19 protein-coding genes are annotated in these 22,785 nt (G+C 69.9%); 7 read left to right on the forward strand and 12 right to left on the reverse strand.

Annotated elements, in window-relative coordinates:
• Window positions 1-66: 66 nt before the first annotated feature.
• From RM479_RS04170 to RM479_RS04195, 6 genes are all read right to left on the reverse strand, one after another.
• Window positions 67-1,773 carry an ABC transporter family substrate-binding protein gene (locus RM479_RS04170; RefSeq protein WP_311510356.1) on the reverse strand — a complete coding sequence of 569 codons (1,707 nt, stop codon included), beginning with the start codon at window positions 1,771-1,773 and terminating at the stop codon, window positions 67-69.
• 77 nt (window positions 1,774-1,850) lie between these two features.
• Complete coding sequence (locus tag RM479_RS04175; protein WP_311510357.1) at window positions 1,851-4,052, reverse strand: ABC transporter ATP-binding protein; 2,202 nt, start codon at window positions 4,050-4,052, stop codon at window positions 1,851-1,853.
• Between the two features lie 12 nt (window positions 4,053-4,064).
• Complete coding sequence (locus RM479_RS04180) at window positions 4,065-4,979, reverse strand: ABC transporter permease (protein ID WP_311510358.1); 915 nt, start codon at window positions 4,977-4,979, stop codon at window positions 4,065-4,067.
• Between the two features lie 77 nt (window positions 4,980-5,056).
• On the reverse strand, window positions 5,057-6,037 hold the full coding sequence (locus RM479_RS04185) for an ABC transporter permease (protein WP_311510359.1): 981 nt from the start codon (window positions 6,035-6,037) through the stop codon (window positions 5,057-5,059).
• A gap of 31 nt (window positions 6,038-6,068) precedes the next feature.
• Window positions 6,069-6,497 (reverse strand): hypothetical protein, encoded by a 429-nt coding sequence (locus RM479_RS04190; RefSeq protein ID WP_311510360.1) that lies wholly within the window; start codon window positions 6,495-6,497, stop codon window positions 6,069-6,071.
• Between the two features lie 236 nt (window positions 6,498-6,733).
• Window positions 6,734-8,323: a glycosyltransferase gene (locus RM479_RS04195; RefSeq protein ID WP_311510361.1), complete on the reverse strand. Its 1,590-nt coding sequence runs from the start codon at window positions 8,321-8,323 to the stop codon at window positions 6,734-6,736.
• 612 nt (window positions 8,324-8,935) lie between these two features.
• Between RM479_RS04195 and RM479_RS04200 the strand changes: the two genes are divergently transcribed.
• Window positions 8,936-9,358 (forward strand): ATP-binding protein, encoded by a 423-nt coding sequence (locus RM479_RS04200; protein WP_311510362.1) that lies wholly within the window; start codon window positions 8,936-8,938, stop codon window positions 9,356-9,358.
• 9 nt (window positions 9,359-9,367) lie between these two features.
• Here the strand turns inward: RM479_RS04200 and RM479_RS04205 are convergent, their stop codons facing one another.
• The 3 genes from RM479_RS04205 to cmtR form a co-directional block, all read right to left on the reverse strand.
• Window positions 9,368-9,538 (reverse strand): hypothetical protein, encoded by a 171-nt coding sequence (locus RM479_RS04205; protein WP_274807464.1) that lies wholly within the window; start codon window positions 9,536-9,538, stop codon window positions 9,368-9,370.
• Window positions 9,539-9,698: 160 nt separating this feature from the next.
• On the reverse strand, window positions 9,699-12,911 hold the full coding sequence (locus RM479_RS04210) for an efflux RND transporter permease subunit (RefSeq protein WP_311510363.1): 3,213 nt from the start codon (window positions 12,909-12,911) through the stop codon (window positions 9,699-9,701).
• 524 nt (window positions 12,912-13,435) lie between these two features.
• Window positions 13,436-13,786 carry a Cd(II)/Pb(II)-sensing metalloregulatory transcriptional regulator CmtR gene (gene cmtR / locus RM479_RS04215; RefSeq protein WP_311510364.1) on the reverse strand — a complete coding sequence of 117 codons (351 nt, stop codon included), beginning with the start codon at window positions 13,784-13,786 and terminating at the stop codon, window positions 13,436-13,438.
• Between the two features lie 93 nt (window positions 13,787-13,879).
• Between cmtR and RM479_RS04220 the strand changes: the two genes are divergently transcribed.
• From RM479_RS04220 to RM479_RS04240, 5 genes are all read left to right on the forward strand, one after another.
• Window positions 13,880-14,800, forward strand: a complete 921-nt coding sequence (locus RM479_RS04220) for a cation diffusion facilitator family transporter (protein WP_311510365.1) — start codon at window positions 13,880-13,882, stop codon at window positions 14,798-14,800.
• 124 nt (window positions 14,801-14,924) lie between these two features.
• Entirely contained in the window at window positions 14,925-16,379 is a 1,455-nt protein-coding gene (locus tag RM479_RS04225) for a TrkH family potassium uptake protein (RefSeq protein ID WP_311510366.1), read from the forward strand.
• Between the two features lie 19 nt (window positions 16,380-16,398).
• Window positions 16,399-17,070, forward strand: a complete 672-nt coding sequence (locus RM479_RS04230; protein ID WP_311510367.1) for a potassium channel family protein — start codon at window positions 16,399-16,401, stop codon at window positions 17,068-17,070.
• A 78-nt stretch (window positions 17,071-17,148) separates the two neighbouring features.
• Window positions 17,149-18,195: a metal ABC transporter substrate-binding protein gene (locus RM479_RS04235; protein ID WP_311510368.1), complete on the forward strand. Its 1,047-nt coding sequence runs from the start codon at window positions 17,149-17,151 to the stop codon at window positions 18,193-18,195.
• Window positions 18,196-18,485: 290 nt separating this feature from the next.
• Window positions 18,486-18,719, forward strand: coding sequence for a DUF397 domain-containing protein (locus RM479_RS04240; RefSeq protein WP_311510369.1), 234 nt, complete (start codon window positions 18,486-18,488; stop codon window positions 18,717-18,719).
• 209 nt (window positions 18,720-18,928) lie between these two features.
• On the opposite strand, the gene RM479_RS04245 is transcribed toward RM479_RS04240, so the two are convergent.
• Together RM479_RS04245 and RM479_RS04250 are read right to left on the reverse strand one after the other, a co-directional pair.
• Window positions 18,929-19,792 carry a helix-turn-helix domain-containing protein gene (locus RM479_RS04245; RefSeq protein ID WP_274808095.1) on the reverse strand — a complete coding sequence of 288 codons (864 nt, stop codon included), beginning with the start codon at window positions 19,790-19,792 and terminating at the stop codon, window positions 18,929-18,931.
• 231 nt (window positions 19,793-20,023) lie between these two features.
• Window positions 20,024-20,521 (reverse strand): ATP-binding protein, encoded by a 498-nt coding sequence (locus RM479_RS04250; RefSeq protein WP_311510370.1) that lies wholly within the window; start codon window positions 20,519-20,521, stop codon window positions 20,024-20,026.
• Between the two features lie 279 nt (window positions 20,522-20,800).
• Here RM479_RS04250 and RM479_RS04255 point away from each other — a divergent pair, with 279 nt between their 5' ends.
• Window positions 20,801-21,559 (forward strand): SDR family oxidoreductase, encoded by a 759-nt coding sequence (locus RM479_RS04255; RefSeq protein ID WP_311510371.1) that lies wholly within the window; start codon window positions 20,801-20,803, stop codon window positions 21,557-21,559.
• 110 nt (window positions 21,560-21,669) lie between these two features.
• Here RM479_RS04255 and RM479_RS04260 read toward each other — a convergent pair whose 3' ends face one another.
• Window positions 21,670-22,656 (reverse strand): serine hydrolase, encoded by a 987-nt coding sequence (locus RM479_RS04260; protein WP_311510372.1) that lies wholly within the window; start codon window positions 22,654-22,656, stop codon window positions 21,670-21,672.
• Between the last annotated feature and the right edge of the window lie 129 nt (window positions 22,657-22,785).

The following is a 22,785-nucleotide window of genomic DNA, read 5'->3' on the forward strand; positions in this document are numbered from 1 at the left end:
GCGCCCGGGGTACGTCCACCGGCGGCGGGTCGGGGCCGCCGGTGGCGCGACACGGTGGGAGGGGTGTCACTCCTCCTTGGCCCAGCCGATGTTCTCGTAGACGTAGTCGCCGGCGAGGCCGTACTCACCCCAGTTGTGGAGGTCGTCCTTGAGGACGTACTGGCCGGGACGCTCGAACATGGGGATGGTCAGGACCTCTTCCCAGATGGCGGCGTCGATCCGGTTGGCCAGCTCGGCGTAACGGTCGGGGTCGGTCTCCTGGCCCATCTCCTCGAAGAGGTCGTTGATCTCCTGGGTGGAGTGGAAGCTGAGGTTGTTGCCCCAGTCCTCGCCGTCCTCGTCGTACGGGCCGCCGAAGTTGCCGGCGCTGTCGCTGGCGTACGGGTTGGAACCGGTCAGGACGAACGCGGCCAGCTCGTAGTTGCCCGGCACGATGTAGTCGGAGAACAGGGCGTTGCCCGGAACGTTCTGGACGTCGACCTCGATGCCGATCTCCGCGAGCATCTCGCGGGTGATGTCGGCCTCGTCCTTGGCCAGCTGCATGTCCTCGGAGGCCACGTAGCCGATGGTCAGGGTCTCACCGTCGGCGTTGGTGCGGAACCGCTCGCCGTCCTCCAGGGTCCAGCCCGCCTCGTCGAGGAGTTCGCCGGCCCGCTCCGGGTCGTACTCGCCCAGCTCACCGCTGTTGTCCTGGTAACCGTGCTGGCTGGAGCGCAGGAGGCGGTTGACCTCACCGGTGATCGGCCAGTCGACGGGGCTCAGGGCCACGTTGGCGATCTTGTCACGGTCGATGCCCATGGCCAGGGCGTGACGGACGTTCTTGTCCGACAGGAGTTCGCTGCCGGCGTTCACCGAGATGAAACGGTGACCGTGGTTGACGGCACGGGTGAAGTAGGCGCCGTCCTTGCCCTGGAGCAGGTCGTAGCCGGCCGAGTCGTAGCCCAGGTAGAAGCCGTCGACCTCGTCGTTGTTGAAGGCCGTGGCCTGACCGTCGATGGCGACGTTCACGAAGACGATCTCGTCCAGCAGGGCCTTGTCGCCCCACCAGTCGTCGTTGCGGGTGACGGTGATGCGCTGGGTGACCTCGTCGAACTCGGGGTTCACGAACGGCCCGGCGGTGACGAACTCCTCACCGGCGGTGTAGCCCTCCTCGAAGAGCTCCTCGTCCTCCATGTACTCCTCGGGGTACACGATGTCGAAGAGGGCGGGCCAGTCGGCGTAGGGCTGCGAGAACTCCAGGGTGAAGGAGAACTCGTCGTCGCCCTGGACGACCTCGTCGATGTACTTGTAGCCCTCGTCGGAGCCGACCTGGAGGTCGCCCTCGGTCTCCCCCTTGGAGGTGAGGACCCGGGCCTCGTAGTCCTCCCAGGTGACGGGCTCGCCGTCGGACCACACGGCGTCGGGGTTGAGCTCGAAGGTGACCTTGAGGCCGTCCTCGCTCACGCCGTAGTCGAGCACGAACTCCTTGCGCGGCTCGTAGGAGCCGTCGGGCCGGAAGCGCGTGATCGAGGGCATCAGGGCGGCCATGACGCGGCGCACGTCACCCTTGTTGCCCTGGATGTGGACCATGTTGTACTGCTCTTCGTACTCGCCGAGGGCCCAGACGAACCGGCCGCCCTCCCGGAGATCCTCGCGCGCCGCGGGGTTGAGGTCGGTGGCCTCCAGGGAGGCGTTCTCCTCCCCGGCCGACCGTCCGTCGTCGTTGCCGCACGCACTGGCCGTGATGACCAGTGCGACGACGGGGGCGAGGTAGCGCGCCTTCCCTGTTCGCATGGGGATTCCTCCTAGGGGAACGAGATGACCGGCGCGCGGGGCGGCACCGGTCCGTGCCGTATCGGACCGTCGGGGGATCAGAGGACCCTCTGCCGCTCGGCGAAGTGGCAGGCGGCCGACTGGTCGCCACCGTTGGTGGCGTCGAGCGACGGTTCGACGCTCATGCACCGCTCCCGTTCGGGTTCGGAGAGGGTGATGAACTTCTGACACCTGGTCCGGAACCTGCAACCCGACGGTGGGTCGGCGGGACTGGGCAGGTCGCCGTCCAAGACGATGTGCGTGCGGGCGCGCTCCCTCTCCGGGTCGGGGATGGGGATCGCGGACAGCAGCGCCCGGGTGTAGGGATGGGCGGGCTTGGTGTAGACCGAGTCGGTGTCGCCGATCTCGACGATCCGCCCCAGGTACATGACGGCCACGCGGTCGGCGATGTGCCGGACCACGGAGAGGTCGTGGGCCACGAAGAGGTACGACAGGCCGAGCCGGGCCTGGAGCTCCTCCAGGAGGTTGATCACGCCCGCCTGGATGGACACGTCCAGGGCGGACACCGGCTCGTCGAGCACCAGCAGCCTGGGTTCCAGGGCCAGGGCGCGGGCGATGCCGATGCGCTGGCGCTGACCGCCGGAGAACTCCGAGGGGAACCGGGTGGCGTGCTCGGGGTCGAGGCCGACCAGCGCGATGAGCTCGTAGACGCGACGGGTGGTGTCGGCCCGGGAGAACCGGTGGGTGCGCAGGGGCTCGGCGATGATGTCGAAGACCGGCATGCGCGGGTCCAGCGAGCTCATCGGGTCCTGGAAGACGATCTGCATGTCCCGGCGCAGCGCGAACCGGTCGGCCTTGCCCAGGCGGGCGGTGTCGTGGCCCATGACGGTGACGCTGCCGGCCTGTGGCCGCTCCAGCCCCATGATCTCCATGAGGGTGGTGGACTTGCCGCAGCCGGACTCGCCGACCAGGGCCAGGGTCTCGCCCTCACGGATGTCGAAGTCGATCCCGTCGACCGCGTGGACGGTGCCGACGCGCCGCTTGAACACCGCGCCCTTGGTGAGCGGGTGGTGCTTGGTCAGCCCCTCCACCCGCAGCATCTCGGCACGGTCCTCCCGGCGCACGGCGGCGACGGGGACCTCGGGGATGTCCGGAACAGGGTAGATGTCCTGGGCGGTCCATCCCCGGTCGGCGATCTCACCGGAGCGGATGCAGGCCACCCGATGGACACCGGTGTCGCGGGCCCCGGTCGCGGAGGTGTCGTCGGCGTGCCCGTGGACCTCCTCGATCGTTTCCGCGGAGGGTGGCCCGCCCACCGGGAGCAGGTCGGGTTCGGCCGGCGAGCATTCGGGCTTCACGATGGGGCAGCGGGGCGCGAACGGGCACCCGGCCGGCAGGGCGCTCAGCGAGGGCGGGGTGCCCTTGATGGGGACGAGCGCGCCCCGGCGCTCCAGGTCCATCCGGGGAACGGCGCCGAGCAGGCCCATGGTGTAGGGCATGCGGCTGCCGTGGTAGATCTCGTCGACGCCGCCCATCTCGACGGGACGGCCCGCGTACATGACCAGGACCCGGTCGACGAACCCGGCGACGACGCCGAGGTCGTGGGTGATCATGACGATCGCCGCGCCGGTCTCCTCGCGGGCGGTGCGCAGCAGGTCGAGGATCTGCGCCTGGATGGTGACGTCGAGGGCCGTGGTCGGCTCGTCGCAGATGATGACGTCGGGGTCGTTGGCCATCGCCATCGCGATCATGACCCGCTGGCGCATGCCGCCGGAGAACTCGTGCGGGAACGACCGGTGGCGACCCTCGGGGTCGGGGATGCCCACCAGGTCCAGCAGGTGGACGGCGCGCTCGCGGGCCTGCTCCTTGGGGAGCCCGGGGTCGTGCGCCAGGACGGCCTCGGCCAACTGGTCGCCCACGGTGTAGACCGGGGTGAGGCCGGACAGCGGGTCCTGGAAGACCATGGAGATGACCTTGCCGCGGCGGGCGGCCATGGCCCGGTCGTCCAGTCCGAGGATCTCCTCGCCGTGCAGCTTGACCGAGCCGGTGATGACGGCGTGGTCGGGCAGCAGGCCCATGGCGGCCATGGAGGAGACGGACTTGCCGGAACCGGACTCGCCGACGATGCCCAGCACCTCGCCGCGACGGACGGAGTAACCGACACCGCGCACGGCGTGCACGTCCGGGTTGCCGTTGAGGCCGCGGAAGGTGACGGTGAGGTCGGTGACCTCCAGGACGGGGGTCTCGTCTCCCGGTCGGGCCTCGGTCGTCTCGGCGGTTTCGATGGTCTCCACGCTCATGTGCTCTTCCCCCTAGGACCGGCGCGACGTGGACCGCGGGTCGAGGGCGTCGCGCAGCCCGTCCCCGATCATGTTCACGGCGAGCACCAGGATCACCAGGAGCAGCGTGGGGAACAGGAACATCCACCACGCGGTGGTGGCGAAGCGGGAGCCGTCCGCGATGACCACACCGAGGCTGATGTCCGGCGCCTGGACACCGAGGCCGAAGTAGCTCAGCGAGGTCTCGCCGATGATCGCGGTGCTGACCGCGATGGTGGCGTCCGCGATGAGCAGGGACGACATGTTGGGCAGGATGTGGCGCAGGATGATCTTGTGCGACGGGACGCCCATGAACCTCGCGGCGTGGATGTACTCGCGTTCGCGCAGCGAGATGGTCATGCCGCGGATCATCTTGGAGGTGACCATCCAGCTGAACCCCGCCAGCAGGATGACCAGGACGAACCAGCCGCCGTCGCCGCCGAAGTGCCGGGAGAGGATGGCCAGGACGACGAAACCGGGCAGCACCAGCGCGAGGTCGGCGATCCACATCAGGGCGCGGTCGGGGATGCCGCTGAAGTAGCCGGCGAAGGAGCCGACCAGGGCGGCGATCACGGTGGACATGAGCGCCACCAGCAGACCGATGAGCAGGGACTTCTGTAGACCGGCGGAGGCCTGGGTGAAGATGTCCTGGCCGGTGGCGTTGGTGCCCATCCAGTGCTCGGGCGAGGGAGGCGACTTCAGGGCGAGGTAGTCGCGTTCCCCGATGTCCCAACCGGTGAGGAGCGGACCGACGAAGGCGAAGAGCAGCAGCAGCGCGATCAGGGACAGGCCGACGATGACCCGGGGGGTGCCCACGAGCCGCCGGACGATGTCCTTGACCCGGCTGGGGGTCGGCGGCACGGTCGGGACCGCGGCCGTGGTCTTCGGGCTCGTTCCGGTGGTGCTCATGACGGGTTCTCCAGCCGGGCGGCCGTCGGGGCGAAGGGTCGGATGAGGGTGTGCGCCTGCGCGGGGTCGTGTCACGGTCACACCCGCACCCTCGGGTCGAGCCAGGCGTAGAGGATGTCCGAGAGGAAGGAGGCGATCATGATCGTCACCGCCATGAAGCAGGAGACGGCCGCGACGACGTGGACGTCCTGCTGGGAGATGGAGTCGATCAGCCAGGCGCCCATACCGTGCCAGCCGTAGATCTTCTCGGTGAAGGTCGCACCCGCCACCATCAGGCCGAAGGTGAAGGTGAAGTAGGTGATGGTGGGGATCAGCGCGGTGCGCAGGGCGTGCTTGAGCAGCGCCTTGCGGCGGGTGAGCCCCTTGGCCATGGCGGTGCGCACGAAGTCGGCGCCCAGCACGTCGAGCATCATGTTGCGCTGGTAGCGGGCGAAGGCGGCGAAGAGCGCCACGGCGAGCACGAAGGTGGGCAGGATCGCGTGGTGCAGTCGGTTGAGCAGGAGCTCCCACCACTCTCCCCTGAAGCCCGCGGAGTACTCGCCGGAGAACAGGAAGAGCTGGAAGCCGAGCGCCCCGTTGATCGCGGTGGCGCCGATCTGGACGCTGAGCGCGATCACCACGGTGGGGACGGCCAGCACGACGAACGAGGCGACGGTGGCGGCCTTGTCGAACCCGCGGTACTGGCGCACGGCGGCGTAGGCGCCGATGGCGATGCCCAGGAAAGCGCCCAGGATGGTGGCGACGGTGACGAGTCGGAGTGTGACGCCGGCCTTCAGCCAGACCTGGTCGGTGACGTCGCGCCCCTGGATGGTCTGTCCGAAGTCACCCTGGACGACCCCGGTCAGCCAGGTGACGTAGCGCTGCGCCAGGGGCGTCCGGTCGTTCAGGTTGAGCGCGTCGAGCTGTGCGTTGACCGCCTCGGGGGTGGGTGGCGGCTGCATCTGCTCGAAGTATCCGCGCGGGTACAGGTTGGTGGCGGCGAGCAGGTAGGCGGAACTCGTCGCCAGGAAGATCAGCACGACGTAGTTCAGCAGTCGCCTGACCAGGAACTTGCCCAAAACTCTCTCCGAACCTCAGAGGGCTTCCTGCTCATGTGGCCGATGTCGTGTCGGCCTCGGTGGGAGCATCCCGCCGTGTCGGGGTGTTCTCGCCGGTGAGGCGGCGACTCACGAGGTCGATGGCCCGGTGGGCCATCGACCGGGCGGGCCCGGGGTGGGCCTCGTGGTCCCTGGCCGAACGGCGGTGGGGCACCGGCCACCCGAACGCGCGCTCGTCCGCGTCATGACCCTGCCCGGACTCGGCGGCCGTGGAGGCCGGTGCGGTCTGGGCGTCGATGATCGCGGCGGTGGGATCCGTCCGGCGTCCGGCGGCGCGGCGGGTGCGTCGGCTCGGCAGGTCGTGGGCGGGCTGTTCGATGCCCGGGCCGCGCCGGGTGGCGCGCCGGGCGGTCAGGGTCGGCTCGATGAGAGCCCGGGGCTCGTCGGGGAGGTCCGTGCGGTAGGGGCGTCGGGAGGCCATATCCGTTGGACTACCAGGTGATCGCAGCCCGTGGGGGCGGTTTCGCGCAGGTCCCCGACTCTCCGTTGGGACAATCCGGGACCAAAACAAACAAGACGCCCTCTCACAGCCGAGATCGGCGCGGTGGTCCGGCGACGGAGGTGCTCGTGCACCGGGAGCACCGGTGGTGCACGGTTCGAGGACTCGACGGCCCGTGACCCGTCAGGCGTCCATGACCCCGCGACCACCGGCGGGCATCATCCACGTGATGGGACTCGACCGGGCCCGACGAGGCTCATCGAGTCGCCCTCGACCCGCTCGGCGGCCGGCCCCTCGCCCAGAGGGCCCGCGATCGGTCCCGCCACCCTCACCCGGGGCACCAGCGGAGCGACCGTGCGCGACCGCACCATTCCCCACCAGACCCCCGCCCCTCGGGCCGCGTCACCGGCGATGCCCAGCGCGGTCCAGGTCAACGGATCGACCGGCGCGGTGCCGCACGAGGTCCGCCACGACGTCAGGTGCGGCACCACCAGGGCGGACGCCACGGCCGCCACGGCCACGACCCGACCGCGACGGACCCGGCGCCCCCGGCCCAGGTCCCGGGCGATCCCGGCGGAGCCCGCCGCGACGGCCGCCACGGCCGGCGGCCACCACGCGCCCCGCAGGGCCGAGGAGATCACCCCGGCCTCGCGCACCACCGCCCCGCCCACCGCCGGGGCGGTCCGGGACGGAGGCGCGGCCAGGGTGGCCACGGCGGCCCCGCCGCCGACGGCGACGCAGGTCAGTGCCGACAGGGGCCGGCCGGCCACGAGCAGGGCCAGGGCCGTGGCCCCGGTCCGGGACAGCTCGGGTCCGGCCGCACGGGCACCGCGCCGGCGGGCCAGGGCCGCGCCCCGAACGCCGATCTCCGCGCAGGACCGCAGGTAACCGCCGAGGTCGTCGAGGGGACGGGCCTGGATCCGGGCCCGGGGTTCGTAACGCACCGAGGCGCCCCGATCGACCAGGCCCCACAGCAGTTCGAGTTCGGCGGCCACCCCGAGGGAGGGGTCGGGCCGGAGCTCGCCCACCGCGTCGCGGCGCAGGACCAGGGAGGTGGCGGGGCGCAGGGGGTCGCCGGGTGCGGCCCCGGCCGGGCGGGCGCGATCGGGGGCGGTGTGCCCCCACGGCAGTACGGGGGCGGGGTCGGGCCCGCGATCGGGGACGACCCGAGCGGCGGCGACGGCGGCGACGGCCGCGGCCCCCGCGCCGGCGGGCACCGGGCGGTCGACGAGGACGCGAGGAAGGACCGCGGCCACCCCGGGGTCCGCGAAGTGTCCGACGCAGGTCTCCAGCCAGCCGGGCATCGGCACCTGGCCGGCGTCGATCAGGGCGACGAGGTCGGCGTCGGAGACGGTGAGGGCCAGGGCGCGGGCCGCGGCTCCGCCCACGGGAACCGGCAGCACACGGGCCCCGTGCGCGCGGGCGGTCCGGGCGGCGGGTCCCGTCGCGCCGACGACGATCGGCTCCAGACCCGGGTGGAGTCGTTCGAGCCGGTCCAGGGTGGCGATCAGACCACCGGCCGCGCCCCGGTCGATCACGACCACGTCGACGGTGAGATCGGGGCGCACCCCGATCGGACGCGGGTGGGCCAGCCCGGCCCGGACCAGGGCGTCGGCCGTCGCGGCCTCGTCGAGGTCGCGCGTCGGGGCCCCGCTCACCCACCGGATGACACCGCTGACCTGTCGCGATGTGAGACGGACCGAGCGGATCGGGTCCCCACCGACGAGGACGTGCCCTTCGTCGGCGAGGCGCACGGCACGGTCGAGTCGAACGCCGAGGCCGGGGGTCAGGGGGGAGCGGGAGGCCATGCCCCATACCCTGGCGGGTCGGCCCCCGCGTACGCAAGACCCCGACGAACGGCGAAAGCCGCAACTCCGTTACCGCATTGTTACATAGCCTCGTACGCCCCACCAGTCACGGAACCCCGCCCTTGACCGGTGTCATACCCTGACCGAACGCCCCCTTTATCCAGGTCAAGCGGGGTTATTCTGACCCGACCAGGTCGGCCGGGTTCCCGGAAAGGCACGGAGCGTATGCTATGCGCCAATACGCCCTTCAGTGTCGTGGGGCACATCCGACATCGGACACGACCATCCATCCCGGCCCGCTCCCACACCTCGTCCGTCGCCGCCCTCGACCCGCGCGCCTCGCCGCACGGCACCGCATCCCTCCCTGTCCCAGGGGGCTTCGACCTGTGTGTCCACCACGCGCCGTGACCCGCCAGCCGGGCACGGACGCACCGAGGGCCAGGCGCTTCTCAGCCCTGCCCGCCGCGAACACACCGGGGAGTGAATCCGCACATGTGTGAGACCGCAGCAGCACCCCACGATCCCCTCGTCCCCGTCGGCGTGCGCGGCGCGTCCTCGCCGGAGCGCCCCGCGACCGTCCCGTCCTCTCCTCCGCACAGTCCGGTCGATCCCATGGAAGAGCACAGCACCAGACCCGCCAAACGTCGCTTCCCCGGCCTGCCGGGCCAGATCGCCTACGCACGCCGGTTCGTCGCCCGCCATCTGGGCGACTGTCCCGATCCCACCACCGCCACGCTGTTGACCAGCGAACTGGCGACCAACGCCATCACGCACAGCGCCTCGGGCCGGGAGACCGGCAAGTTCGAGGTGTGCGTGCACCGGGCTCCGGGGTGGGCCCGGGTGGAGGTGCGCGACCTGGGCAACCTGAAGGAGACGCCTCGACCGCAGCACCGGGACCCCTACGACACGGCCGAGCACGGCCGGGGCCTGGATCTGGTCGAGGCGCTCGCCGACAAGTGGGGCAGCGAGGCCCGACAGGACGGCATGGGCCGCCAGGTGTGGTTCGAACTGACGTGGGAGGAGTCCGACCGGTGACCTCGCCGGTCACTCCGAGGTCGGCGCGGTGACGTCCTCCTCCCTCTCGGGGCCGGACGGCTCCGGCAACCGGTAGCGCTCGTAGAGCAGACGCGCGTAATCCTTGGCCTCCTGAGAGGGTTCCGCGCCCAATTCCTCGCGCACGAGATCGTCGAGACTCTTCTTCTGTGTTTCCGTCATGTGTCGCAGCCTGCCCGTAGTGCGCCGATGACACAAATCAACGCTCCGCTCACAGGCCGCCACCCTGCTTCGCCCGACCCGGACACGACGAAGGGGCGTCCCGCGCCGAAGCGCGGAACGCCCCTCTCCTCAAGGGATCCCCCGTCTCCGGGGGGTTCCGTCAGCCGACCGTCTCCTCGGTGCGCTCACGGGCTGCCGCCACCTTGGCGGCGCGCGCCGACCGGCGCAGTTCCTCACGCGACGCCCGGCGGGCCGCCCGGCGCTGCTTGCCCCATTCCACCAGCTGGTAGAGGACGGGGACCAGGATCAGTGTGAGGACGGTCGAGGTCACCAGACCACCGATCACCACCAGCGCCAGCGGGGCGGAGATGAAGGCGCCGCCACCGGTGATGCCCAGGGCCATCGGGGTCAGTGCCGCCACGGTGGCCAGCGCCGTCATGAGGATCGGGCGCAGACGGTGACGGGCACCCTCCACGATCGCCTCCCTGAGCGGCATCCCCCGGTTCTGGTTCTGGTTGATCAGGTCCATCAGCACGATGGCGTTGGTGATGACCACGCCGATGAGCATCAGCATGCCGACCAGGCCGGCGATGCCCAGGGGGGTGCCGGTGACGAGCAGCAGCGCCAGCGAACCGGTGATCGCGAACGGGATCGAGATCAGCAGCATGAGCGGCTGGAGCAGGCTCTTGAAGGTCGCGACCATGATCAGGTAGCAGATGACCACGGCGGCCAGCATGGCCAGCATCATCGAGGCGAAGCCCTCGGTCTGGTCCTGGCTGACGCCGCCCAGGGTCGCGGTGGCGCCCTGGGGCAGGTCGAGCGAGTCGAGCGTGGTCATGATCTCGGCGCTGACCGCGCCCAGGTCGGAGGCGGTGACGGCGGCCTCCACGGTCGTGGCGGTGATGCCGTCGATGCGGGTGAGCTGCGGAGGCTGCTCCACCTCCACAACGTCGGCCACCTCGGAGAGCTCCACCGGCCCGGCGACCGGGGACATGACGACCAGTTCCTCCAGCTCCTCGACGCTGGTCGGGGAGTCGACGGCGCGCACCACGACGTCGCGACGGGCGTCGTCGAGGGTGACGGTGCCGGTCCGTTGGCCGTTGAAGGCCGCGCTCACCTGACCGCCGACGGCGGACTCGGTCAGTCCCAGTTCGGCGGCCTTCTCACCGTCGACGCGGACCTCCATGGCGGGCTGGGAGATCGTGACGCCGTTGACGACGTCGGCGGTGCCGTCGATCGCCCCCAGTTCGTCCGCCACCATCTCCGCGGCCTCGGCCAGGACCTCCTGGTCGTCCGCGGTGACCTGGATCTCGATGCCCGAGCCCGCCCCCATGGCGCCCATGGCGCCCATCGTCGGCTCGTGCTCGGTGTCGATGTCGGCCAGGGAGTCGCGCAGCACCTCGCGGTTGCGCTCCTGGTCGGTGTCGGGATCGGCGGTGATCGTGTAGTCGATCTGGGCGGTGCCGGTGCCGCCGAACGGACCGGCCATGGCGTTGCCGCCGACGTTGGTCTGGTAGGACTCCACCCAGGCGAACCCGGCGAGCAGTTCCTCGACCTTGGCCGCCTCGGTGTCGGCGTCCTCCAGCGAGGTGCCCGGGGGCAGCTCCTGGACGAGGGCGTAGGTGTTCTCCTCCGACTGGCCCATCCAGTCGGTCTCCAACTGGCCGGCCATGAGGACCGTGCCGCCGAAGATGAGGGCGGAGGCGGCCAGGGTGATGACGGTGGCCTGCTTGCGCTTGGTGGTGATCCACCGGATGACCGGCATGTAGGCGCGCTGGAGCGGGCCGCGCAGCTCGCGCTCGTTCTCCTCGTGCTCGATCTCCTCCTGGGTGGCGTCGCCGATGTCGCGCGGCTTGAGGAACCAGTAGCACAGCACCGGGATGATCGTGATCGACACGATGAGCGACGCGAGCAGGGCGAGGGTGGCGGTGACCGCGAACGGCATGAACATCTCGCCGACCAGGCCGCCGACGAAGGCCAGCGGCAGGAACACCGCGACGGTGGCGAGGGTGGAGGAGACGACCGCGCCCGCGACCTCGCGGACACCGGTCTTGACGGCCTCCATCTTCTCCTTGCCGTAGTCCAGGTGCCTGCGGATGTTCTCCAGGACCACGATGGAGTCGTCGACGACGCGCCCGATGGAGATCGTGATGGCCGCGAGGGTGAGCATGTTCAGGGTGAAGCCGAACACCTGCATGCCCAGGAAGGCGATCAGCACCGACACCGGGATGGAGACCGCGGTGACCAGGGTGGAGCGGATCGACAGCAGGAAGACGAGGATGACGATCACCGCGGCGAGCAGACCCATGCCGCCCTCTTCGAGCATCGCGACGATGGACTCGTTGATGTAGGGCGCCTGGTCGAAGACCACGCTGATGTCGATGTCGTCGCCGAGGACCGCGGCCTGCTCGTCCAGCACCCGCTGGACCCCCTCGGAGACCTCGACGGTGTTGCCGTCGGGGGTCTTGAGGATCATCACGCCGATGCTCGGGTCGCCGTTGACGCGGGCCAGGGTGGTGGCGTCGTCCCGGACCAGCTCGATGTCGGCGACCTCGGAGAGGCGGACCGGCTCGGGCTCGGCGGCCGGGGGCGCGCCGGGCATCGCCGACGAGGCGCCCGCCTCCGGTGCGGCCGGGCGGATCCAGATGTCCTCGACCTGCTCGACGGAGGTGAACTGCTCGCCCGTGGTGACGCCGAGGGTGCGGCCGTCGGTGTCGATGTCGCCGCCGGGCATGAGCTGACCGCTGCCCTGGAGCGCCTCGGTGATGTTCTGGGTGGTGACGCCCGCCTCGACCATCTCCTCGGTGTCCGGGGTGATGATCAGGTCGGAGGAGACCGCACCGGTCATCATCGCCGAGCGGACGCCGTCGATGGACTCCAGTTCGGGGATGAGGTGGGTCTCCAGCGGCTCGACCATGGCCTGGTCGTCGCCGTCCTTGGCGCCCGCGGCGAGCATGACGACCGGCATCATGTCGGTGCTGAAGGACATGACGCTGGTGTCCACGCCCTCCGGCAGCATGCCGGAGACCTGGTCGACCGCGATCTGCGTCTGGCGGACCAGGTCGTCCTGGTCGGCCCCGTAGTCGAACTCGACGGTGACCTGCGCGACGCCGTTGCTGGAGGTCGAGTTGACGCTCACGGCCCCCGCGACGCCCTGGACCGCCTGCTCCAGCGGCTCGGTGACCTGGTTCTCCACCACCTGCGGAGAGGCGCCCTGGTAGGTACCGGTGACCATCACCATCGGCAGGGACATCTGGGGGAAGAGCTCGCGCTTGGCCGCGCCGGCGGCGAGCACTCCGAAGAAGAGCACGGCCAGGGTGATGAGGAGTACCAACGCCCGGTTCTTGAGTGACATGACCGCGAGGCGGTTCATCCGGTCACCCCTTCCAGGCGGGAGGGACCCGATCGGGGGGTCCTGAGGGCCGATCTGGACATGAGAGGTTCTCGCTCCTACTCGCTGCGGGTCACGGGGCCGGTCGGCGCCGTGCCCGGGGCACGGCCGCGTCGTCGTCGCCGGTGGGCGGACCGGTCCTCGAAAGGTGTGGTGGGGATACGTTTCTCATCCGTGCGGAGTCCCTCCCGCGCGGGACGGTCCCGTCCCGCGCCGGGCGCTCCGTCGTGTGCGGGGCACCGTATCCGCCGGGCGCACACCAACCATACGTCGCGTTATATCTGGACATCCCGTTCCCACGAGGGCTTCAGGGGCCTTTCAGGGGCGCGTCAGTCTTCTGTCAGGGTCCGCCCCTGACCAAAGTCGGGGACACCCGACAGAAGTCGGAGACCGCCCGCGCCGCGAGGGGTGCGCGTCGATCACCACCGCCCGTGACGTGCGCCACGACGGCGCCTCCCGGTCGTCCGCGCGACGGAGGGGGACGAGGGGGCGGGAAGGGCCCGAGGTCAGCCCACGCGACGCTCCGACCCGTCCTCCGCCCCGCCCTCGACCGTGGCGTGGGGGCGACCCGTGCCCCAGACCACGCGCAGCAGGTCCTCCAGGGCGTGGGAGAGGGAGGCGTCCACGAGTTCGTAGGCGACCCGACGGCCGTGGGCCTGGGTGCGCACCAGGCCGCAGTCGCGCAGGCAGGCCAGGTGGTTGGAGACGTTCTGACGGGTGAGACCGAGGTGATCGGCCAGGTCGGCGGGGTAGCCGGGTCCGTCGAGGAGGGCGAGGAGCAGACGGCAGCGGGTCGGATCGGACAGGGCGCGACCGAGCCGGTGGATGGCGGAGAGGCGCTGCTCGGAGGTCAACATGAAAACCATTGTACATAGTTTGCTGTATAGACAGTTCAGACTGTATAAACAGTGGTGACTGAACCATCACGTCATCACCACGGAGGAGGTTCCATGGGTGCCGGACACGGGCATGGACACGGGCACGCCGGCACCGCCGGCTCCGCCCATCGAGGCCGGCTCGCGCTCGTCCTGGCGCTCATGCTCGCCGTCGCCGCCGTCCAGGTCGTGGGCGCGATGTCCAGCGGCAGCCTCGCCCTGCTCGCCGACGCCGGGCACACCGTCACCGACTCCTTCGGGGTGGCCCTGGCCCTGGCCGCCGTGTGGATCGCCGCACGCCCCGCCCGGGGTCGCAGCACCTTCGGCCACCAGCGGGCCGAGATCCTCGCCGCCGCCGTCAACGCCCTGGTGCTGTTCGTCCTGTGCGGGTTCATCGTCGTGGAGGCGGTCGACCGGTTGCGCTCCCCCGCCGAGGTGTCCGGGCCGGGCATGGTCGTGGTCGCCGCCATCGGCCTGACCGCCAACATCGTCGGCGCGCTGATCCTGCGGGCCGGCGCCCGGGAGAGCCTCAACGTCAAGGGCGCCTACCTGGAGGTCGTGAGCGACGCGCTGGCGTCGGTCGGGGTCATCATCGGCGGACTCATCGTCTGGACGACCGGCTGGAGCCGGGCCGACACCCTCGTCTCCCTCCTCATCGCCGCGATCATCGTGCCCCGGGCCTGGTCACTGCTGCGCGAGGCGGTCCACATCCTGCTGGAGTCCGCGCCCCGCGGCATGGACCTGGCCGAGGTCCGCCGACACCTGCTCGAACACCCGGCCGTGGTCGACGTCCACGACCTGCACGTGTGGACCATCACCTCCGGGGTGCCGGTGATGTCGGCGCACGTGGTCGTCCCCGAGGAACGCCTCCTCGACGGCGGGCGGACCCTGGACGAACTGCACACCTGCCTGGCCGGACACTTCGACGTCGAGCACTCCACCCTCCAACTGGAGCCGCCCGGCCACGCCGACCACGAGGGCGCACGACACGCCTGAACCCCCGGGACGACGGCACGTCCCGGCCCCTCCCCCGCGCCCCGGCTCGTACCGGTCCATACCTGCTGGCACAATCGTTCGGGTTGAGCGAAGACGACCCGCGCGAAGTGACGGAATGACGACCATGATGCGAACCCTGGCACAGGCCACGGGCCGTATGTCCCGGCTCTTATCCGAGCTGGGCTCGGCCCGGAGGGCGCTGTTCCCGCGCCGTCACCGCCACACGTTCAACAGCGATCCCGTGCAGCATCGGAAGAACGTCTGGGGCAAGCCGGCCCAGGCCTTCGTGCTGATCTTCTTCGTCGTGGACCTGGTCGGCACCGGTCTGCTCATGACCCCGGCGGCCTCCGAGCAGGAGAACCTGACCTTCGTCGAGGCACTGTTCACCGCGACCTCGGCCCTGGCGGTGTGCGGGCTGGCCGTCATCGACATCGGTGACCGGCTGACCCCCTTCGGCGACGTCGTCGTCCTCGTGCTCATCCAGGCGGGCGGACTGGGGATCATGACCCTGGCCTCGCTGATGGGCGTGGCGATCATCCACCGGTTCAGCCTGCGCATGGAACTCAACGTGCAGGCGGAGAACCGCGCCCTGGCGGTGGGACAGGTCAGGGGCATCGCCACCCGGGTGCTGAAGGTCAGCCTCATCATCGAGGGCCTCATCCTCGCCCTGATCTTCCCTCGCATGTGGCTGGCCTACGACATGTCCTGGTGGGAGGCGCTCTACTCGGGCGTCTTCCACGCCGTCTCGGCCTTCAACAACGCCGGCCTGTCCCTGTACGGGGACAGCCTGACGCGCTTCTCCGGCGACGCCTTCATCCTCTTCCCCGTCGCGGCGGCGGTGATCCTCGGCGGCATCGGCTTCCCCGTCCTCATCGAACTGCGCCGCTCTTTCCGGACCCCGCACGCCTGGAGCCTCCACACCAAGATCACCATCGCCACGAGCGGTGCCCTGTTCCTCGTCACCATCGTGCTGGTGATCATCATGGAGTGGAACAACCCCCTCACCCTGGGGCGTCTGGACTGGTGGGCCCGCATCACCGACGGCCTCTTCCACGGCGTGATGCCGCGCAGCGGGGGGTTCAACGTGGTGGACACCGGCTCCATGAACGATTCGACCCTGCTGCTCACCGTCATGATGATGTTCGCCGGCAACGGGAGCGCCGGAACCTCGGGCGGGATCAAGGTGGCGACGCTGGCCGTCCTCTTCCTGGTGGTGTGGTCGGAGATCAGGGCGCACGACCGGGTGCACGTCTTCGGCCGCCGGCTGGCCCCGGAGGTCATCCGGCAGGCGCTGAGCCTGACGTTCCTGTCGATGACGGTGGTGGCGGTCAGCACCGTGATCCTGCTGCACACCACCCCCTTCACCTTCATGGAGACCCTCTTCGAAGTCGTCTCGGCGGTCGGAGTGGTCGGGCTCTCCACGGGGATCACCCCCGACATGGAGCCCTGGTCCCAGCTCTTCCTCACCTTCCTCATGGCCGCGGGCCGGATCGGCCCGGTGACGTTCGCGACCGCGATCGCCTTCCGTGAGCGCAAACGCCGCTACGACTTCGCCGAAGCCCGGCCGATCATCGGCTGATCTCTCTAGGAGCTCCGACATGCCGCAACAGAACAAACTGAAGGACAAGCGGATCCTCGTGATCGGGCTGGGACGCTTCGGCAGTTCCCTCGCCCTGGAACTGGTCAACCACGGCTGGGAGGTGTTGGGCATGGACTCCAACCCCCGCCTGGTGCAGTCCTACTCCGAGGCCCTCACCCACACCGTGATCGCCGACGCCACCGACGACGAGGCGCTGCGCCAGGTGGGCGCGGCCCAGTTCCAGAGGGCCGTGGTGGCCATCGGCACCCACCTGGAGGAGAGCATCCTCGCCACCTCCCAGCTCGTCGACCTGGGGGTGCCCGACATCTGGGCCAAGGCGATCAGCAGGCGTCACGGGCGCATCCTCGAACAGGTCGGGGCCCACCACGTCGTCCTGCCCGAGCACGACATGGGTGAGCGGGTGGCCCACCTGGTGTCGGGGCGGATGCTCGACTACGTGGAGTTGGAGGAGGGGTTCTCCCTCGGCAAGACCAAGGCGCCCAAGGAACTCCTCGGCCGGCCGTTGCGCGAGACCAAGGTGCGCCAGAAGTACGGGATCACGGTGGTCTCGGTGAAACGGATCAACTCGCCGTTCACCTATGCGACGGAGGAGACCGTGCTACAGAAGGGCGACGTGATCGTCGTCGCGGGCCGGACCGAGGACGTGGAACTCTTCGCCGAGATCGTCTGACCCCGACGGGGGGCGGTACAAGATACCGGACACAACGGTCAAATTGACAACCGTTTTCATTTTCCCGATCATGGTCCCATGCGAACCGGAACGATCCTGCGAACCGCCGCGCTCGGCGCGGTGGCACTGATGACGGCCACCGCCTGCGGCGGTGGCGAGGGAGGGGGGGCCGCCGAGACGGGCGGCCCCGCTCCGGCCGACCCCGAGCTGACCCTGGTCACCGGCGTCTACCCCCTGGAATGGCTGGCCCAGGAGATCGGCGGTGACCGGGTGGCGGTCGTCCAGCTGACCGAGCCCGGCATGGAACCCCACGATCTGGAGCTGACCGCGCGCCAGATCGGCGAGATCACCGAGGCCGACATCGCGTTCTACGTGTCCGGGTTGCAGCCGGCGGTGGACGAGGCCGTGACCCAGGAGGCGTCGGACAAGGCGCTGGACGTCGCCGACGTCGTCGAGCTGCACCCGGCCGGCGAGGACGGCCACGACCACGGGGACGAAGAGGACCACGGCCACGAGGACGACCACGGGCACGACGACGACCACGGGCACGACGACGAAGAGGGGCACGAGGACGAGGCCGAGGGCGACGGGCACGACCACGGCGACTTCGACCCGCACTTCTGGCTCGACGTGGATCTCATGGCCCAGGTCGCCGACGCCCTGAGCGCGCGTCTGGGTGAGCTGGACCCCGAGGGCGCCGACGAGTACACCGCGAACGCCGAGGCCGTGAGCGCCGAGCTCGCGACGATCGGCGGGGAGTACGAGGAGGGCCTGGCCTCCTGCGAGCACCGCGAGGTCGTCGTGGGGCACACCGCCTTCTCGTACCTGACGGAGCGGTACGACCTGGAGCAGATGGGGGTCAGCGGGGTGGACCCCGACACCGAGCCCTCTCCCGCCCAGATCGCGAAGATCGCCGACTTCGTCGAAGAGCACGACGTCAACACGATCTTCACCGAGCCGCTCATGCCCCGGGCGACCGCGGAGACCATCGCCGCCGAGACCGGCGCCGAGGTGGAGGTGCTCGACCCGCTGGAGGGTGTCACCGACGATTCCCCCGGAGACGACTACCCGTCGATCATGCGCGGGAACCTGGAAGCGCTGAGGACCGCCCTGGTCTGCTCCTGACCCTGAGCCCGTACGGCCCCGCCGGAATGCGACCCCTCGCCCGGCGGGGCCTTCGCGTGTGCGGAGCCGGTTCGGGTCGGGTGGCCCGCGGGCCGGTACGGGCGGCGCGCGGTGGGACACGCCGGCCGTGAAGAGCCTTCTCATATCACGTGGGACTCGGGATGCCGAACTCCCGGACAAGTGGCGAGTGTCACGCTATGCTTGTGAACATGTCAGTGCTTATGCACGTGCATTTGGCAGTGCAGTCGCACGACACCTCCCCTCAAGGAACTCCGAAGGAGAACGTCCACATGACCGCGTACAACGGCATCAGCGCGTCCGACCTCACCGAGGCCGCCTGGCAGAAGGCCCGGCGCAGCAACTCGCAGGGCGCCTGTGTGGAGATGGCCCGCCTGAACGATGGATCGATCGCCGTCCGCAACTCCCGCTTCCCGGCCGGCCCCGCCCTGGTCTACACCCAGGAGGAGATCGACTGCCTCATCCTGGGCGCCAAGGACGGGGACTTCGACAACCTGTTGAGCTGAGGAGGCTCCGGTCGGGGCCGACCGGCCCCGGGATCGCAGGTGGGGGGTCACGCCACGACGAGGTGGGACCCCCCGCACACGCGCCGACCCGTATCGCCCGAGTCCGTTCCACGCGAGTTCGCACGAGCACGGTCCGTGTCCTCGACGGATCGGCGCGGCAACGACGAAGGACCCCGTCGGGGGACGGGGTCCTTCGTCGTAGGGGGCGGTCAGACGGGGGTGACGGGCCCGTCGCCGGAAACGGAGAAGTCCTCCAGGATGCCCTTGAGCATCTCCAGGGTCTGGTCGGGGGTGGCCGCCGACACGCTCAGCCGGGTCATCGCCTTGGTGTAGGCCTCCACCACGGACCGCTTGTCGTTGAGCTCACCGTCGTGTAACCGCTCCAGGTACACCATGTCCGCGAGCTCGTAGTCGGAGTAGCGCAGCAACGTGAAGGAACCGGCCTCGGCCGCGTGCGCGCCCACCGCGAAGGGGATGATCTGGATGGTGATGTTGTCCTTCTCCGTGCTCAGCCGGATGAGGTGCTCGATCTGACGGCGCATGACGCCCAGACCGGTGGTGGTCGCGCCGATGGGGCGGCGGACCGCGGCCTCGTCCAGGATCACCCACATGCGCATGTTGTCGTCGGTCTCGACGCGCTTCTGTCTCTTCAGGCGCGCCTCCAGGCGCTGCTCCGCGACCGTGTCGGCCTCGACGCCGCCGAAGATGATCTCGCGGGCGTACTCCTCGGTCTGGAGCAGACCCGGGATGAACTGCGACTCGTAGATGCGGATCTGGTCGGCGGCCTCCTCGAACCCGATGTAATGGGTGAGCCACTTGTGCAGGGAGTCGCCGTACTCCTTCCACCATCCGGGCTTGTTGGATTCCTTGGCGACTTCGAGCATTTCCTTGATCGTGCGGCGGTCGGCGCCGTACAACTTCAGGAGGTCCTCGATATCGCGGAGCTTGAAACCGACCCGGCCGAGTTCCATCCGACTGATCTTCGACGCGGAAGCACGAATCCTGCTCCCCGCGTCCTCTCGACTGATACCGCGCTGTTCGCGTCGGCTGCGCAGTTCGTGGCCGAGCAGCATGCGACGCACGGTGGGGCCACTCCCCTTGCGCAATCGAGCGATATCCACGTTCGCCGCCTCCCTGTCATTCCCCTGCACGAGGGCGTCCGCTCTCCTCGGGACGCCCGTGTACACGATATAGCCGATGTGACCGCGGTACCGGGGTCGGTGGCCTCCGGTCCCCGCCACCCCGGACACGGGTCCGGGGCCCGGGGTCCGTGCGGGGCACCGTGATCATCCGACGCCGTCGGATCACACGAATTGCGCCCAAACGAACTTTCCCCCGGGCGGAGTGGGAATCACACCCCACTCTCGCGCGAAGGCGCTCACCAAGGCAAGTCCCCGACCACCCTCCATGGTCGCATCGGCCCTCCTTCTGAGCGGCAACCGATCTCCGCCGTCCCGAACGGCACAGATGAATTCGCTCCCGCTGCGCATGAGGGAGAGTTGAATACCCGCCTCACCCGCCCCGATGGAGAGCAGGGGACCACCGTGGCGGACCGCATTGGTGACCAATTCCGAAACGACCACGGCGACATCGGGGGACAAGTGGGTCATGTCCCATTCCCGAAGCAGGACGGCGGAAATCTCGCGTGCGGCCGACACGGAGTGGGGGCGGGGGTCGAAGGTCCACGTGACGGCGTCGTGCCGGTCTCCGCACACGGGTGTGTTCCAGCGCCGGGAGCCGTGCGTCAGCACCCTGAGCCACCATCCCCCCGTGGGCTCCGTGACCGTCTCCGCACACTCCATGCCTTCCACTCCTCCCCGACTGGTCGGGCGCGTGCTGCTGCACGGATCGAATGCACGTGCATCCTGGCCTTGCAGGCAATCGTAGGCCAAGGGAGGACGGCGTGCAGGAAAACCGGGGGACCCGATGGGCGGCATCTTCGCACCGGGGGACGACACCCAGGTGGCACCGCACAGGGGCGCGGGGAAACGTGCTCGGAGAGGCCCCCCGGCCACTTACCGACCGGTCGGGATGGAGATAGGATCCCTACGCGCCCACCACGTGAATCCTGGAGGTAACCCATGTCCGCAACGCCTCGTGTGGCCATTGTGACCGGAGCGGCCCGTGGTATCGGCGCCGCCACGGCCGAGCGTCTGGCGGCCGAAGGCCACGCCGTCGCCGTCCTGGACCTGAAGGAATCCGATGCCCAGGAGGTCGTCGACCGCATCGGCGCCGCCGGTGGCAGCGCCCTCGCCGTGGGCTGCGACGTCGCCGACGAGGAGCAGGTCAACGCGGCGGTCGACACCGTCGCCGAGCGGCTCGGCGCGCCCGCCATCCTGGTGAACAACGCCGGTGTGCTGCGCGACAACCTGCTGTTCAAGATGTCCGCCTCGGACTGGGACACCGTCCTGAACGTGCACCTGCGGGGCTCCTTCCTGATGAGCCGGGCCGCCCAGACGCACATGACCGCCCAGAACTGGGGCCGGATCGTCAACCTCTCCAGCTCCTCCGCGCTGGGCAACCGCGGCCAGGCCAACTACTCCGCGGCCAAGGCCGGGCTCCAGGGCTTCACCAAGACCCTGGCGATCGAGCTGGGCAAGTTCGGCGTGACCGTCAACGCCGTCGCCCCGGGTTTCGTGGAGACCGCGATGACCCGCGCGACCGCCGAGCGCGTCGGCGTCTCCTATGACGACATGAAGAAGTTCAAGGAGGCCGAGATCCCGGTCCGCCGGGTGGGCCTGCCCGAGGACATCGCCAACGCGGTGGCCTTCTTCACCTCCGAGGACTCCGGGTTCGTCTCCGGCCAGGTGCTGTACGTGGCCGGCGGCCCGCTCGACTAGGACGTGTTCTCGTGAACCTCCCTCCGCCGCGGTTCGTGCGGTGAGGGCGTCGGCCGCCGCCCCGCGGGAGCGGCGGTGACGGGCGGAGCGGGGTCCCGACCGGGGACGTCTCAGCGACCCGGAGGGGCACCCGCCGGTGGATCGACCGGCGGGTGCTCCAGGGTCGAGACGACCTCCGCGACCACGCTCTCGACCACGGCGATGCCCGAGCCGTAGTCGGTGTGCCCGTCGGACATGACCGCGATGAGGTGGACCCGCTCCGGCCCGGCCACGTAGCCGACGCTGTGGATCATCCAGCGGCCGGAGTCGGACTCCCGAGGCGTCCACCCGTTCTTGAGGCCGACCACGTCGCCCTCCGCCGCCGCCACGGACACGCCCCAGGCCTGTTCGGGGGCGACCGACTCCATGAGGTCGCGGACGTAGGCGCGTTCGTCGGCGGTGAGCGGCCCCTCATCGGTGTACAGGGCGCGCAGCAGCCGCATCTGGTCGGCGGGGGTGGTGAGGGTGCCGCCCCACACGCCGTGGGGATGGGGCTCGGTGTCGGTGAACCCCAGTGTCTCCGCCCCCTCGACGAAACCGGGGTTGTACCCGATCCGCTCGTACAGACCGTTGGTGACGTCGTTGTCGCTGTAACGGATCATCACCGACGCCTCGGCGCGTTCGGTCTCGGTGAGTTCGCGGCCCTCCTCCCGGGCGCGCAGCAGCAGCATGGTGAGGATCGTCAGCTTGACCACGCTCGCGGTGGCGAACGGTTCCCGGGATCCGTGGCTGAAGGTCGCGCCGGTGCGCAGGTCCTGGAGGGCGATGCCGACCCGGCCGCCACCGTCGGCGATGATCTGCTCGACCCGCGCGGTGAGGTCGTCGTGCTGGCGTGGGGTGAGCACGGGGCCCCCGGTCGCGGGTCCGGTGACGGGGGCGAACGGCACCAGGGCCATCGTGCTCCGGGACAGCATGGCCTGCACGGCCGCGGGGTCGGCCTCCGGCAGCGCCTGGGAGGAGGGAGGGGACAGGACCAGGAGGAACAGCAGGAGGACCGGCACCATCACGACGAGCGTGCGGAAGGGGCGGGGGAAGTCGGCGAGGAGACGTCGGAGCACACGATCACCGATCCGTCGTCGACAACGTTCTCAGTGGCTGATGCGCCCATTATCCCGTCCGTATCATCCGGTGCCACGGCTCGATACGGAATCGATACGGATGTAACACGCCGTTGAGGCGACGTTCCC

The organism is Nocardiopsis lambiniae (assembly GCF_031845465.1).
Taxonomy (GTDB): Bacteria; Actinomycetota; Actinomycetes; order Streptosporangiales; family Streptosporangiaceae; genus Nocardiopsis; species Nocardiopsis lambiniae.

Bases quoted from the DNA above. Each gene is read 5' to 3' on its own strand.
- RM479_RS04225 (WP_311510366.1), top strand. From the start codon at position 14,925: ATGATGCGAACCCTGGCACAGGCCACGGGCCGTATGTCCCGGCTCTTA.
- RM479_RS04170 (WP_311510356.1), bottom strand. From the start codon at position 1,773: ATGCGAACAGGGAAGGCGCGCTACCTCGCCCCCGTCGTCGCACTGGTC.
- cmtR (WP_311510364.1), bottom strand. From the start codon at position 13,786: ATGTTGACCTCCGAGCAGCGCCTCTCCGCCATCCACCGGCTCGGTCGC.
- RM479_RS04190 (WP_311510360.1), bottom strand. From the start codon at position 6,497: ATGGCCTCCCGACGCCCCTACCGCACGGACCTCCCCGACGAGCCCCGG.
- RM479_RS04235 (WP_311510368.1), top strand. From the start codon at position 17,149: ATGCGAACCGGAACGATCCTGCGAACCGCCGCGCTCGGCGCGGTGGCA.
- RM479_RS04195 (WP_311510361.1), bottom strand. From the start codon at position 8,323: ATGGCCTCCCGCTCCCCCCTGACCCCCGGCCTCGGCGTTCGACTCGAC.
- RM479_RS04180 (WP_311510358.1), bottom strand. From the start codon at position 4,979: ATGAGCACCACCGGAACGAGCCCGAAGACCACGGCCGCGGTCCCGACC.
- RM479_RS04220 (WP_311510365.1), top strand. From the start codon at position 13,880: ATGGGTGCCGGACACGGGCATGGACACGGGCACGCCGGCACCGCCGGC.
- RM479_RS04230 (WP_311510367.1), top strand. From the start codon at position 16,399: ATGCCGCAACAGAACAAACTGAAGGACAAGCGGATCCTCGTGATCGGG.
- RM479_RS04200 (WP_311510362.1), top strand. From the start codon at position 8,936: ATGGAAGAGCACAGCACCAGACCCGCCAAACGTCGCTTCCCCGGCCTG.
- RM479_RS04245 (WP_274808095.1), bottom strand. From the start codon at position 19,792: ATGCTGCTCGGCCACGAACTGCGCAGCCGACGCGAACAGCGCGGTATC.
- RM479_RS04240 (WP_311510369.1), top strand. From the start codon at position 18,486: ATGACCGCGTACAACGGCATCAGCGCGTCCGACCTCACCGAGGCCGCC.
- RM479_RS04250 (WP_311510370.1), bottom strand. From the start codon at position 20,521: ATGGAGTGTGCGGAGACGGTCACGGAGCCCACGGGGGGATGGTGGCTC.
- RM479_RS04205 (WP_274807464.1), bottom strand. From the start codon at position 9,538: ATGACGGAAACACAGAAGAAGAGTCTCGACGATCTCGTGCGCGAGGAA.
- RM479_RS04255 (WP_311510371.1), top strand. From the start codon at position 20,801: ATGTCCGCAACGCCTCGTGTGGCCATTGTGACCGGAGCGGCCCGTGGT.
- RM479_RS04175 (WP_311510357.1), bottom strand. From the start codon at position 4,052: ATGAGCGTGGAGACCATCGAAACCGCCGAGACGACCGAGGCCCGACCG.
- RM479_RS04210 (WP_311510363.1), bottom strand. From the start codon at position 12,911: ATGAACCGCCTCGCGGTCATGTCACTCAAGAACCGGGCGTTGGTACTC.